Source organism: Neoalteromonas arenosi (assembly GCF_030362855.1).
Taxonomy (GTDB): Bacteria; Pseudomonadota; Gammaproteobacteria; order Enterobacterales; family Alteromonadaceae; genus Alteromonas_E; species Alteromonas_E arenosi.
Map to the genome: position 1 here is coordinate 100,434 of NZ_JAUCBP010000013.1, position 13,778 is coordinate 114,211.

General features: G+C 44.4%; 15 protein-coding genes. 9 read left to right on the forward strand and 6 right to left on the reverse strand.

Annotated features, from left to right (window positions below; translation table 11 throughout):
* Positions 1 to 201 precede the first annotated feature (201 nt).
* The 6 genes from hslR (at position 202) to QTP81_RS15910 (ending at position 5,647) form a co-directional block, all read left to right on the forward strand.
* Positions 202 to 591 (forward strand): ribosome-associated heat shock protein Hsp15, encoded by a 390-nt coding sequence (hslR, locus tag QTP81_RS15885; protein WP_289366834.1) that lies wholly within the window; start codon positions 202 to 204, stop codon positions 589 to 591.
* A 34-nt stretch (positions 592 to 625) separates the two neighbouring features.
* Entirely contained in the window at positions 626 to 1,537 is a 912-nt protein-coding gene (gene hslO / locus QTP81_RS15890) for an Hsp33 family molecular chaperone HslO (RefSeq protein ID WP_289366835.1), read from the forward strand.
* 515 nt (positions 1,538 to 2,052) lie between these two features.
* A complete protein-coding gene (locus tag QTP81_RS15895) occupies positions 2,053 to 3,639 on the forward strand; it encodes a phosphoenolpyruvate carboxykinase (RefSeq protein ID WP_289366837.1) in 1,587 nt (528 codons plus the stop codon).
* A gap of 129 nt (positions 3,640 to 3,768) precedes the next feature.
* Entirely contained in the window at positions 3,769 to 4,029 is a 261-nt protein-coding gene (locus QTP81_RS15900) for a Rho-binding antiterminator (RefSeq protein WP_289366838.1), read from the forward strand.
* Positions 4,030 to 4,097: 68 nt separating this feature from the next.
* Positions 4,098 to 5,339: a hypothetical protein gene (locus QTP81_RS15905; RefSeq protein ID WP_289366839.1), complete on the forward strand. Its 1,242-nt coding sequence runs from the start codon at positions 4,098 to 4,100 to the stop codon at positions 5,337 to 5,339.
* Positions 5,336 to 5,647 carry a helix-turn-helix transcriptional regulator gene (locus QTP81_RS15910; protein WP_289366840.1) on the forward strand — a complete coding sequence of 104 codons (312 nt, stop codon included), beginning with the start codon at positions 5,336 to 5,338 and terminating at the stop codon, positions 5,645 to 5,647. Before QTP81_RS15905 ends, QTP81_RS15910 begins: the two co-directional genes overlap by 4 nt.
* Here the strand turns inward: QTP81_RS15910 and QTP81_RS15915 are convergent.
* A complete protein-coding gene (locus QTP81_RS15915; protein WP_289366841.1) occupies positions 5,644 to 6,861 on the reverse strand; it encodes a cyclic di-GMP phosphodiesterase in 1,218 nt (405 codons plus the stop codon). The genes QTP81_RS15910 and QTP81_RS15915 overlap by 4 nt on opposite strands.
* Before the next feature lie 86 nt (positions 6,862 to 6,947).
* On the reverse strand, positions 6,948 to 7,289 hold the full coding sequence (locus QTP81_RS15920) for an MGMT family protein (RefSeq protein ID WP_289366842.1): 342 nt from the start codon (positions 7,287 to 7,289) through the stop codon (positions 6,948 to 6,950).
* Between the two features lie 186 nt (positions 7,290 to 7,475).
* Here QTP81_RS15920 and QTP81_RS15925 point away from each other — a divergent pair, with 186 nt between their 5' ends.
* Positions 7,476 to 8,006 carry an outer membrane protein gene (locus QTP81_RS15925; RefSeq protein ID WP_289366843.1) on the forward strand — a complete coding sequence of 177 codons (531 nt, stop codon included), beginning with the start codon at positions 7,476 to 7,478 and terminating at the stop codon, positions 8,004 to 8,006.
* A gap of 120 nt (positions 8,007 to 8,126) precedes the next feature.
* Positions 8,127 to 9,236, forward strand: a complete 1,110-nt coding sequence (locus QTP81_RS15930) for an SMP-30/gluconolactonase/LRE family protein (RefSeq protein ID WP_289366844.1) — start codon at positions 8,127 to 8,129, stop codon at positions 9,234 to 9,236.
* Here QTP81_RS15930 and QTP81_RS15935 read toward each other — a convergent pair.
* Positions 9,233 to 9,622, reverse strand: coding sequence for a DUF1801 domain-containing protein (locus QTP81_RS15935; RefSeq protein ID WP_289366845.1), 390 nt, complete (start codon positions 9,620 to 9,622; stop codon positions 9,233 to 9,235). The two genes, QTP81_RS15930 and QTP81_RS15935, sit on opposite strands and share 4 nt — an antisense overlap.
* Before the next feature lie 14 nt (positions 9,623 to 9,636).
* Positions 9,637 to 10,152 carry an HAD family hydrolase gene (locus QTP81_RS15940; RefSeq protein ID WP_289366846.1) on the reverse strand — a complete coding sequence of 172 codons (516 nt, stop codon included), beginning with the start codon at positions 10,150 to 10,152 and terminating at the stop codon, positions 9,637 to 9,639.
* Between the two features lie 85 nt (positions 10,153 to 10,237).
* On the opposite strand from QTP81_RS15940, the gene QTP81_RS15945 reads away from it, so the two are divergent.
* Positions 10,238 to 10,531 (forward strand): YebG family protein, encoded by a 294-nt coding sequence (locus tag QTP81_RS15945; RefSeq protein WP_289366848.1) that lies wholly within the window; start codon positions 10,238 to 10,240, stop codon positions 10,529 to 10,531.
* An 8-nt stretch (positions 10,532 to 10,539) separates the two neighbouring features.
* Here QTP81_RS15945 and QTP81_RS15950 read toward each other — a convergent pair whose 3' ends face one another.
* The gene (locus QTP81_RS15950; RefSeq protein WP_289366849.1) at positions 10,540 to 12,480 is read right to left on the reverse strand and encodes a sensor histidine kinase; all 1,941 of its coding nucleotides are present in this window, start codon (positions 12,478 to 12,480) and stop codon (positions 10,540 to 10,542) included.
* On the reverse strand, positions 12,473 to 13,651 hold the full coding sequence (locus tag QTP81_RS15955) for a sugar ABC transporter substrate-binding protein (RefSeq protein WP_289366850.1): 1,179 nt from the start codon (positions 13,649 to 13,651) through the stop codon (positions 12,473 to 12,475). Before QTP81_RS15955 ends, QTP81_RS15950 begins: the two co-directional genes overlap by 8 nt.
* Positions 13,652 to 13,778: the final 127 nt, after the last annotated feature.

The window sequence follows — 13,778 nt, forward strand, 5'->3', positions numbered from 1 at the left end:
AGTTGATTTTATACTGTCTTTTTATCGTTATTGAGTCGGGTCATAAAGCAGAGGGCGAAGGCACAGACTGCAAATTGTGCGACTTTGTATTCTTGAGTAATTAGTAACACACCCCATAATAGCCCAGAGTGCGATGCGGTCACAACACTAAAGCATAGGTATGATACAATTATGACAACACAAAGGGCGTTTTAATTCCCTATGGATGAGACGAGTACGGTAGTTCGACTAGATAAATGGCTTTGGGCCGCTCGGTTTTTTAAAACTCGGGCGCTCGCGCGTGATGCCGTTCAAGCCGGTAAGGTTCACTATAACGGCCAACGCAGCAAACCGGGTAAAGCAGTAGAGCTCGGTGCAACGCTGCGGATCCCTGCAGGATATGACATTAAGGAAATCGAAGTCCTGGAGTTATTTGATAAGCGTCGTGCAGCACCACTCGCTCAAAAAATGTATCGCGAAACTGCACCGAGTATGCTGAAGCGTCAACAAAACGCAGAAGCGCGTAAAGCACAAGCGTTCCACAATCCTCGTCCGGAACATCGGCCAGATAAAAAGCAGCGTCGCGAGCTGATTAAATTTAAACATCAATGATTTTGGCTGCCAGCGTTCAGCCGTTTGGAACTATATGAATAACGATCAACTACAACGATATACATTCCCTGATGCAAGTGTACGTGGCGAGCTTGTTCAACTGAGCGACAGCTATGCGCGCTTGGTGGGATCACATAATTACCCTCTACCTGTCCGCCAGTTATTAGGTGAACTAGTAGCCGCGGCGACCTTGCTCACCGCCACACTTAAATTCAAGGGCGAAATTAGCCTACAAATTCAAAGTGAAGGATTGATCAAATACGCTGTAGTTGACGCTACCGACAAACAACAAGTTCGCGGTATCGCTCGGTGGGACGAGAATGTTGAAAGTTGGCCTGAAAACTTTACTGATTTGTTTCACAAAGGCGTATTGGCTATCACGATAACACCGGCAAAAGGTGAGCGATATCAAGGTTTAGTGGGCTTAACCCAGACAACATTAGCTGAGTGTTTAGAAGATTACTTTACCCAATCTGAGCAATTACCTACCAAAGTAAAGCTGTTCACTAGTGCGAACAGCGAAGCACCGAAAGCGGCCGGATTGTTACTACAAGTCTTACCGCGTGACGCCAGCGCGACTGATTTAACGCAGCATCGTGCCTTCAATGACTTATCGGTGCTTACAGATACGATGACTGAGTCAGAAATTTTAACGTTGGATGCCAAAACCGTGATGCACCGTCTGTATCACGAATACGATATTGAATTATTTGCGGCGCAGCCGGTGGAGTTTAAATGTACCTGTTCGCGAGAGCGCAGTGCTAATGCATTACAAAATATCGATAAGCAGGAACTCTTAGCGGTTATTGCAGAAGAAGGCCAGATCAAGATGGATTGTCAGTATTGCCATGCGCAGTACATGTTTGACGCACTAGACGTGGAATCAATTCACGCGGGCTTTGTTGCGTCGGTAAATAGCGATTCAAATACAAAAAATTTATCCTAGCTTCCAGCTAGATGAACTGAGCAATAAGGGTGACTAACCAGTTAATCGTCACTCTCTTTCTATGCAGCCCAAACATCGCGCTCTCACATTTCCACCATCAATGAAAACTTATTTCGACATAATCTGTATTAATAACACACTCAACAATCTGCCGAATGTTAAGGTCTACTCGACGTTATTTATGCACGGCTTTATGAACCCTCGTTCAACTAATTATTCGTCTGTAGCCGCGCACCAGTATTGGCTTGCAATCAAATCGCACTGGAAGAGTCTGTAATAAAACTACAGGCAAATTGAAAATGTATTCAATTTTCCATACGGGCGATCATTCTTTTTACTGCTGTGGACCGGTCGGCTTATATTTTTTCATGAATGATAACTATATGCTCAAAGCTATATTAATCAGCGCTTGTGGCGCTTTTAGCTTGCGTAAAGTAGATAACATCTGTATTGTCGCGGCGCATAATAACAACACATGAAAGTTATCCTGTAACCTTACGAAACGAGATAGTGTTATGACCCTTGTCGCAGAGTTAAATCCCTCTAAAAATTCAATCGCCAATCAGACTACATCAAATTGCTACACCAGCTTGCCCCCCGCGCAATTAATCGAACAAGCATTACTGCGCGGTGAAGGCGTTTTGGCTGACAATGGCGCATTGGTTGTCAAAACGGGAAGTCGAACTGGCCGTTCACCCGCTGACCGCTTTATTGTTGATGAACCTTCAAGTAGCAGCGAGATAGACTGGGGTAAGGTTAACCGTCCTTTTGATGCTGAAAAGTTTGACCAGCTATGGACCCGTGTCGAAGATTTCATCAATGCACGCGATCGATTTAATTCGATGATGCAGGTCGGAGCTTGCGAAGAGCACGGTATTCCAGTCAGTGTAACGACTGAAACCGCATGGCAGCATTTATTCGCACACAACATGTTTATCCAATCTACTGCAGCATTAGATAACGGCCGTCCAACTTGGCAGATTTTGAATTGCCCAGGTTTTGAATGTGTACCCGAGCGTGATGGCACCAATAGTGATGGCGTTGTCATTATTAACTTTGCTCAGCGCAAAGTGTTGATTGCCGGCATGCGTTATGCGGGTGAGATGAAAAAAGCGATGTTTTCGGTACAGAATTTCTTATTGCCAGCGTCTAAGGTTTTGCCGATGCACTGCAGTGCAAACGTCGGTGAAGAAGGTGATGTAACTCTATTCTTTGGTTTATCTGGCACGGGCAAAACGACGTTGTCGGCCGATCCTAAGCGATTCTTAATCGGTGATGATGAACACGGTTGGGGAGTGGGTCGTGTATTTAATTTCGAGGGCGGTTGTTATGCTAAGTGCATCGATCTCTCTCAGAAGAACGAGCCGGTTATTTGGGATGCGATTAAATACGGCGCTATTTTGGAGAATGTTGTGCTCGACGAACAGCGCCGTGCTGATTACGCTGATACTAGCCTTACCCAAAACTCTCGTGCAGCGTACCCTTTACAACACATAGACAAGCGTATTGAAGAGAATCGCGCTGGCGAGCCGCGCGCTATTGTGTTTTTAACTTGCGATGTCAGTGGTGTATTACCGCCAGTATCGATGCTAGACGAACAGGCTGCTGCTTATCACTTCTTAAGCGGCTATACAGCGAAGGTAGGTTCGACAGAGATTGGCTCTACTGCGGAGATCGAATCGACTTTTAGTACCTGTTTCGGCGCACCATTCTTCCCTCGACCCGCACGTGTTTATGCTGATTTGCTGATTGAGCGGATCAAGACTTTTGGCACCAAGGTATTTCTAGTCAATACAGGATGGACTGGCGGACCTTATGGTATTGGTCAGCGTTTTGATATCCCGACAACGCGAGCAATCATTGATGCAATCGTAAATGATCAATTAGACATTGCTGATACCCGTTTGATTCCAGGGTTAAACCTGCGCGTGCCGAACGCCATTGATGGGGTTAACGCGCAATTGCTGAATCCTCGTGACACTTGGGCCGACCAAGAAGCCTATGATATTTATCTTGGCAAGCTGGTAGCAGAGTTCCAAGCTAACTTTGAACAATATGACGTAGATGCAGCTATTACGGCGGCAGGTCCACAAACACTATAATTTAATACGCGAAATGTAACGTCTAACAAACGGTAGCCTTTAGCTGCCGTTTTTTTTGCGTGAAATTTATTAGAGTAACCAACGGTATTATTAAGAGTCTACTGTACTGATAATTACCGGAGCTTATGCATGCCACCACGCATACCTTGCCAAATACACGATTATTTTGAAGCGGCTTGTGTGCGCAATTACACCCTTGATGTTGAAATTTACTCGGCACAGCGGATCACGGCAAAAGCCGTCGATATTCGTTATGACAAAGACAAAAATGAATACCTTGTGCTCGCAACTTTGGGTCGACAGAAATTCATTAAATTGACCGATATTCGTTCAGTAAGCGTTTTGGATAGCGACGCTGATTTTTCAGAAATCCCAATAAATGATTTATAATTTGAGCATATTTATGCGCATTGTGTTATTTTTAGTGTATATTTGAGCAAAAAAATGCGCAAGATTTGATGTACAAAATTTTTTCTTTTGTAGCGGATGACTGGCAATTCACGGCTGAATTACAGTCGCTGATCACTACAAATTGGTCTTCTCAAGGAAATGTGAACACTCAAATTCAAGAGTTAGTGTTGGCTTACAATGATGAGTTTGTGATAGCCAATTGGGGTGTTGAAAAGTCGGTTTCACTTTCTTCTACAATGCCGCTACAGCTTATGGAAGTATTTCGACATACTTCAATATCGAGTTGGTTAGAACAATATAAGCCGCTGCGACCACAACAGATAAGTCCACAATATACGTTTGGCAATATTGCGATTGCACTCTCTTCTGAACATGAGCTGAGAGTCGCAAGTAATGAACCAGTGACGCCGATGGAACTGTCGCATGTCACTGAAGAACAATTTACCGTTGCTGGTACCCGTCTGACCGGGTGGTACGCAGGTTATCAGTTTCTATTTGCCAAGTTGACTAATAATAGTTTATATCCGCTTGATTTTACTGCTCAAAAGCCAAATGAAAGCTGGGTCTTCATGCCCTTTTACAGTTGTGTAGAATTGCAACATTTGAGTACAAGTCGAAAACAGCTTAATAGCTATTTGCATGCACAATCACTATTTTTCATGCATCTAAATCGTTGTGCTGGTGGTGTGGAACAAAAAGGTACAAAGCAGCTCAACATACACAACGGTCTCCTTACGCGTTTCGATATCCACAACAATTCGCTATGTAAAGTTAACCATTTATCTTTAGTCTTAGGTTGTGATTGTCGAGAGTCTAGTGATTTTCTTGAGTTTATTAAAATGTGTGTAAGTGCCAACAAACATTTAGAAGCCCTTGATCTCGCTGCGAGTGAACTCATCTTACTACTGCTGGTGCGCGATTTAATTTGTCGTCTGTTTACTGATGCGTCGCATCGGTGTTGTTTTAATTTGGTATATGGTGACGACTGGGCGCTATTCGCACCCATCGTTTGGGACCAAAACTCGCCCGCTGAAGCACACCCAGTGCTGCAGTGGCCAATTCAATTTATGCTTAACGATAGACCTGACTATGCTGCCATATGTGCTGCACTTTCCGACTATGCTGAGCCTCATGAATTATTATTCAACTTAACTGAAAGTGCTGAAAACTTGATGAAAATTAATTCGCTTCTGCTTGAGGATGATCCTGAAGCAGGCGCAATTGTGGGCCAAATGTACGGCTTGCCAAACGTTGCCCAAAAGCTCCATCATTTGGAACTCATCCTATGAAAAGTATCTTGCAATCAGCAACCGAAAGAGAAAAGCTGTTACTTGAAGGCTACCGTAATTTTATGCTTGGCAAGCTAACCCGAGGGCAATTATTAAGGCAACTACGCAAGTCAGTACTAGGTATGAATCAAACTGCTTTTGCCCAATTAGCAGGAGTGAGTAGGCGCTCACTTACACAGATTGAAAATGACGCTTGCGATTTCTCAGAGGAAACCCTAAATCGGGTGTTCAAAATTTTTGGGTTGCGAGTCGGCTTACAATTACGTTCTGAGTATCAGGTGCGTAAACTACTTGAGCGGCAGAATTAGATCGCGATTTTTTCTTCAAAGAACGTATTGAAATCAATTTTATAATCACTGGCAAGTACAGCTTTTTCTACTGTCACTTTTGTACCCCTGGACAAATCTACGTCTTCCGGGGCCATGTAGTGTTTACCTTTAGTGTTATAAAAAACTTTAACTACCGGTTTAAGAGGGGCGTCTTCATTGTGCTTGACCACCATGGCAATGGTTTCGTCACTCAGTTTGACCAGACTACCAACGGGGTAAATACCAATACACTTAATGAACTTCTGAACTAAATCCCGATCGTATTTGTCGGGCGTATCTTTGAGAAGTATTTGTAGCGCTTTCTGACTCGGCATTCCCGCTTTGTAAACGCGATCAGCTGTTAGTGCATCGTAGACATCGACAATAGATATCATTCGACCGAAAAAGCTGACCTCATCATCGCGTTTCCCTTCTGGGTAACCGTAACCATCAAGTCGCTCGTGGTGCTCGCCGACGGTGCGGATCATACGTTCGGGAATTTGCATTTCCTCAAGTGCTTCAATGCCATACACGACGTGATCACGCATAATATTCATTTCTTGGTCGGTCAAGCGTCCGGGCTTGTGCAATATTTTGTCTGGGATTTTTATTTTGCCAATGTCGTGAAGGAAACCTGAAAGCGCCAATTCTTGAACAATTTCTTCTTCTAACCCGATATATTGCGCAAAGTTAGCTAAAAGGATTGCTACATTGAGTGAGTGTTCGAGAAGATAGTCGTCCTTCTCCCTGATTTTGGTTAAGCACAAGAGGGCGTTCGGGTTGCGATCTATCGAGCCCACCAAATTACGTGAAAATTCCTCGGGAACTGAAATATCGGTGGGTAAGCCTTTGGCGACGCTGTTCAGCAATTGCTTTTGAATGGACTTGCCTTTTTTGTGAAGCTTATTGGCAACGGCTATTTCTTGATCGAATTTGAGCTTTTGCTTCTTTTTCTCAGGTTCAGGCTCGGGCGCTGGCGCAGATTCAACAGGAGCTTCTTCTTCAACTTCTTCAGGAGCTGGTTCAAATTGCTTTGAGGGATCGATAATCACCGCGAGTACGCCGCGACGTCGCAATTGGCCAACGATAGCTCGACTGGTCACTTTACCGCGACTGGCGACCTGTAAGTTGCCTTTTTGCTCAGCAATACTATCAACATACATGCCTGGCTTGAGGTCATCTATGGATATTTTAGTTAACGAATCTGACGACATTAGGAATAGTTCATTGACCCATAAATGAAAACTAATCGAATCGTCGTCAATTCTCAAGTTTTTAACATTATCTATTGAATAATTGATTAAAAATCCAGCTGGTATAACAAGGTATTTAGATCCGGTTGCCAGCGATATAGGTTCATATCGACTCGCATAGACCTTACAACTACGCCTTCTTCGGTAAGTAAGCTGTGTTGCAGAGTGGCGTTTTCGTGACCTTTGGGAAACGCAATATGTCCACTAGAGCGCAATATTCTATGCCAAGGTAACTGCAACTCTAGTGGGGCAGCACCAAGTGCCTTAGATGTCAGTCGGGCACGTCCCGGCAGTCCTGCAAGATCGGCCACCTGACCGTAACTTGCCACTTTGCCTATTGGAATTAATTTGGCAACCTGCCATATACGTTGTATCGACTGCGTAGTCACTACTGTCTTACACCATTGAACAAGATGTTTTTAGGGTAGCCATTTCAGCGTGATAAATCGACTGGCCTTATAGCTAAACCGTTGATTTATTTTCCATTCATCTTTCATTCAGCGTTTTGGCGCTTAAATACGTCCTGCATAAAGCAACACTTTCCGATAAATGGAACAAGAACAAGGAAACAAATTATGAAAAAGATTAAAACCTCAATGCTGGCAATGGCTACAGCGAGCTTACTCATGGCAGGTTCAGCTCACGCTGATTGGAATTGGTCTGCGGGTTATACCAATATTTCTGATGATGATGACGGCATTGATATCTCGCTAAGTGCGGTCACTGTGGGTGTTGGTTATGAATTTGAGACGACGTACGACGCCTTTACTGTTATGCCGGAACTAAAAGTTGGTTTTGGGGTGGCTGATGATAACGTCCGCATAGCAGATACAAACATTAATGTTGATATTGATCGTTACACCGAGTTGTCTGTTCGCGCCAATTATCAGGTGAATGATTCATTCTTTATTTATGCACAGCCTGCCTATGCAAACCTAAAAATAGATGCAAGTGCCAATGGATTCAGTGAGTCGGAGGACGACTGGGAATTTGGTTATGGCGTTGGCGCAGGTTTCAAAGCATCAGACGACCTAGCGTTTGAATTGAGTTATCAAGACTTTGACGGTACCGATGTGGTTAGTGGAACCGTGCGATATTTCTTCTAAACCAATAACCTTTGTTACAGCCTCGATTCGAGGCTGTCTCTTCTTAATTTACCTCGACCTACTAATTGAATCGTTTACACTAAGAAGCAAACCAAATACTTCTTTAGAGTAACCGTTCAGATGCGTCGTATCTTGTTAAATGTCCTAATCCTGATTGGATTGGCTCTTGGCTCGGCAGCTGGTCTGCTTTACCTGTTACCCAATAAAATTTCGGCTGTCGCCTGGCAGGCCCCGAATAACAATGGTTTCAAAGGGGTGTTTGGCAATTATGAGTCGCTCACGCCAGTTCAGCTCATTGCTATGAATGGACAACATGGACCAGAGGATTTGGCGATTAGTCCAGATGGTGATGTTGTTGTACCTTCAGCGCAAGGGTATTTACTCAAACTCAATGTGACTAAAAATCAATTTGAACCCTGGTTGTATACTGGAGGATATCCATTGGGGATGCGCTATGCCGCAAATGGTGAATTGTGGGTAGCGGATGCGCGGCTGGGTCTCCTTCAAGTGTCCACTAGTGGTGACATCTCAATAAAAGCAAATGAACATGCCAACCAACCCTTCGGCTTCGTCGATGCAGTTGCTTTGGGCGGTGATGGTACCGTGTATTTTACTGATGCAAGTGTGAAGTTTTCGTTGCGAGATTACCGCAACCCAGACTACGCTAGTCATTATGATATTTTGGAACACGGCGGCCATGGTAGGGTTTATGCCTATCATCCAACCACAGGCCAAACCGAACTATTAAGTTCAGGTATTGTGTTTGCCAACGGTATTGCGGTTAGTCACGACCAGACTCATCTGTTGGTTGTTGAAACCGGTAAGTATCGCGTACTAAAAATTGATTTAGTCGGTGAACATCGCGGCAGAGTTACTTCACTTATTGATAACTTACCGGGGTTTCCCGACAACTTGAGTGTTAGACCGCAGGGTGGATATTGGCTGGGATTAATTGCGCCGCGTTCAGCGTTACTGGACGCTTTAGACAGCTGGCCAAGTGTGCGCAATATGATCGCAAAGCTACCAAAATCACTTCAACCGGCCCCTGAGCATTTCAGCCACGTTGTGCAATTAAACAACGCCGGTGAAATTGTTCTAAGTGTGCAAGACCCAATTGGCAGCATCCCTTTAACAACCGGGGCTGTGGAATATCGGGATAAACTTTATATCACAAGTCTCTCTACACCATTTGTTGCAATCAAATCGTTGCGGCCTAGCGAAGAGCATTAACTTATGCGTTGTCGCCAGTCATCAACGGTGGCCACCAGAAGCTGCTGAATGGTATCCGTTTGTGCCGCTTTGGTGCGTTTAATTCGCACACATGAGCGGCCACAATCGAACGTCTGGAAAACTGCACCGGTCGGGTCGACACGTTTTACATCACCGACATACACGCTGACATAGTTCTTCTGTGCATTCATACAACAAATCGCATCACCATCAACTTGTACCGCAGCTTCAGGTGTGCCAAAGGCTAGCATGCCATATTTTATAAAGGGTACTGAATCTGGTGCAAGCGAACGGATGCTAGCGCTGATGTCTTCAATTAAGGCTTTGCGCCAATCTTGATCTAGGCTCGCCATATAGGCTTGAGGCGATTCACAGTTGTGTTGCATTTCGCTCCTTTTCACTAACCAAATGGCGAATAGCAAAAGCGCATGTTGGCATTTGCCGCGGCCTGTTCGTCATAGATGTAATCACCTACATACAATAGTTGTTCAGTGGGGATTTGCCAACGTTCTGCTATCAACAAAAGCGCAGTGGGGTCAGGTTTGGCGGGAGCATCTTCTCGGGTCAGTACCAACTGAATGGGAATTGCGTTTTGGGTAATTTTACGTTGCGTTGCTGCCACACAATTACGCGTAACAATTGCCATTGGGATATTGCGCGCAACGAGTGACTCAACAAAAGACCGCGCGCCTGTTAACCAGCGAGCATGAATGGCATCGTCAAGTTCGTGCTGGAGCACAATACCGTGGGCTCGGGCTCTGGCCTCGGGGGTGGGAAGTGCATCGATGTAGGCTAAAAGGTCGACGCCGTCAGGGCATCCTACAGCCTGTCGAATAGCATTAAAATCTAGGTTGGATTCAACAAGGGTGCCGTCTAAGTCAAAAATAACGCCTTGTGCGCTTTGTATATCAATCATCAATTACTAAGCCTTAAAATACTGTTTATTTATACAGTTCAATGGTGTATGGTTACATCAACTGTTCACCAAGAGGGTGCCGAAAATGGCGATTAGCATTCAATACGTAGTTACTTACAAAGGGGTTGAGAAATTGGTCACAACGGATAAAAAAGCCGCCGATCAGTACGACAAGATGCTCGACGTTGCAGACAATTTGCAGCAATATTTAACCGCAAAAGGCGTTGCAATGTCGGAAGCAGAATTAGAATCTCTCACCTTCTTACTCGCTCAAGAAAAGCTGAACGTGAGTAAATTACTAAAGGGTAGTCCAGCGGATCAACTTCTGGCAGAAGATGCGGCCGAAGTGGTAGAGATTAACAGCGCAAAAGCGAGTTAAGGCGGGATTTAGGCCGATTCTAATTGGCTTGTTTGTGTCACTGGAAACTCGATAAACACGGTCAAGCCATCATCGGGTTCGCAGTAGCAATTGATTTTACCATTCAAGCGCTGGGTCGCTAAGTTGTACACAATACTTAAACCTAGGCCGCTGCCACCAGACTGTCTGCTGGTGGTGTAGAAAGGATCAAAGAGCTTGGGAAGCGATTCCGGTGGAACCCCTTGGCCATTGTCTTTGTAGGTTAAATCCAACTCACTATTGCCCGTGAGGTGAAATTCAATCGAGACTACCCTCTCTCCTTCATGCTCGTCTGAATAAGCGTGCTTTATCGTGTTTAAAATCAAGTTACCAAGAATCTGACTAAACGCCCCAGGGTAAGTTTCAATATAACAATCCGGTGGCCCTTCTAGCTCAACGGTAATGCTATGTCGATCTAGCTCTTTTTGCAGACTGCGCAGCACCAAATTGATGTACTCATGAACATTAATCGCCCGCTTTTGTTCGCTCGACTGGTCAACTGAAACCGCCTTGAAACTCTGGATAAGTTCAGCAGCGCGCTCTGTGTTTTTACTCAATATCTCCATGCAGCTGGTGGCATTGTCGATGAAATCTGACATCACCGAACGCGATAACTTATTATTGGCATATGCGTCTTTAAGTGTTGTTAGACTATTCTCAAGAATACTGGTGGCGGTCACGCAGACGCCTATGGGCGTATTTACTTCATGAGCAACACCCGCAACTAGTACACCAATCTGCGACATCTTTTCTGACTCGACCAGCTGATTTTGCGTTCTGATCAGCTCGCGGTTGATTTTCTTAACTTCAGTAAGTGCTTGTTCTAATGCTTCGGTGCGATTGGCCACTTTCGCTTCTAAGCCTTCTTGATGCTCGCGAATATCCTTACCCATCTCATTGAGTAACTGAGCGACGTTGCGAAATTCAATAAAAGGCAAATTGGCTTCAGTGTTTGAAAAATCACCTTGGTGAAACTTTCTGACTATTTGGTTTAATCCATCCAAAGGTTTTAGCTCTAGCCGAACAAACATATAACCTACTAACAAGAAGGCAATAACAATAATACCTGCATAGAGGCTAAACCGAGCGGTCAGTACATCGATGGGCGCAAGAGCGACATCTTCACGCAAATAAAAGTTAGCCTTTAGTTCAACTTGATTCTCAAATAAAGAAATGGAGGCCTGTGCATTGAGAATGTCGACATCCTCTTCCGCTGGATCAAATGTTAATGTCACATTATCACTGGATATCGATGCCAAAGATAATTCACCACTGCGTTGATAGATCAATCGAGCTACATCTTCGATCAATATTACTGCAACCAGAGCTCCGGTATAGGTAGAGCGTGAATCTAGGCGTTCGGTTTCGCTTAGATATAGTGGAATCGACAACACCAGCAAGTGGCCAGAAATTTCGCTACTTAACGGTACATTGCGTGTAATTTCGAATAACTCTCTTGCCAACTCAGGATGATATTTAATGCTCGCTTCGATTACTGATAAACGCTGGGGTTTATCCTTGGCGGACATTTCAGCGAGCCATTCAGAGGGTAAAGTAAGCGCTTCAGTTGGTGATGCTTCGACCACACCACCACGAGCATCTAACAGCATTGCAGATGCAACAAAAGGGTTTTGAAATTCAAAATCACTCAATGCATTGGCGGCACTGTAACCAAACAACAATGATTGACCTGCCAGTGCAACGTTCTTATCTCGTGCTAACTGTTCGAGTGAGATATAGGCTTTCTCTAATGCGAATTGCGCAGTACTCATTACCCGATCAGCTACGGCCCGTTGTTGCTCGACTTGCTGGTCGATTTGCAAAGTGCGGAAGCTAGAAATAAAAAATGCGCTGAGCAGCAATAACGGTACCAGAGCACAAAGCACAAATTGAATAATCAATGTGAACTTTAACGATACCGATTTAATCATCTTTATGCTCTATTTGGCGTTGTGCCTGTAAGGCAACAGTTTGCATGTAAACACGTGTTTCATCGACGGTTAGTCGATTGGCAAAAAATAAGCTTAAGCCTTTTCGCAAACTATTCCAAATCGGAACGAACGCACTGTCTGCTGGCATATGATAGGCATCGCTATGCATTTGCCAAAGCTGATAAACCAGGGGGGAATCGGTTAGGCGGGCTATATTTCCGGGGTTTGCCGGTACCATTGAAGTTGTTTCAATCAGGTAGGCTTGAGCATAGTCACTCAGCATGAAATCCGTAAATGTTCTAATTGCCTCGTGTTTGGTGCTATTCCAACTGTCTCCTGGATATGTAAGCACAACAGCTGATGAGAGGCTGCGCATCTTGTGTTGCTGATAGCTAGGAAGAGGTGAAATGCCTAAGTCTTCGCCCAATGCATTGCGGGCATCGGACAAAGCCCATGTGCCATTAATTGCATAAGCAACATTACCGGCGTAAAAGTCCACCGATACACAGTCATAGCCGCATTGTGAATCGGTTACACCTAGCTCACTTAAGTATCTATAGAACGTCAGTGCTGAAGCAACTTCTGGCGTATCTAAATTGGGCCTGCCATTCAATACAAATTGATTTTCAAACAAGGTCATAAAATGGGCAACCCAATAGCTTTCGCCAAAAAGCACGCCCACCGGTAAAATGTTGCGCGACTGTAAAACTGACGCTTGACCCAGGATTTGCTCCCAGGACGCTGCAGGCTCACGGATCAGGGACTTGTTGTAGTACAACACCAGTTGATTGACTAACTGAATGGGAACACTGTAAAGCTTATCGTTTACTAGTAGTGAATCTCTTATTGCGTCAGGCAAACTTTCAGGTAAATAGTCCTGCGGCACTTGAGATAATGCCAACTGCTCTGCATACACGGTATTGTCTGATGAGAGGATGGCAATATCCGGACTGTTGTTATTCAGAATGGTTTTGAAAATTGACGATTTTAAATCTTCGTTTGGAATATTGACGACATTAATAGAGATACCTTCATTCTGCGCACTAAACGTATCGGCTAAATGGTAGAGCGGCCCATTGAGCTGATCGGAGGCATACCAGATGTTGAGGGTAATAGATTCATCATCGGATTGAGCAAATGCAACTTGACTCGCTACGATTGCCCATATCAAATTTATTGTTGACCACTTGCGCTTGCAGATACATTTCATCATCACTTAGAAAAAATATAGGCATTTTGAACATTTTGCAAAGTCTCAGTGCTATTGAACTAGCCCGTTCGGTGTTCTTTTTACGGCA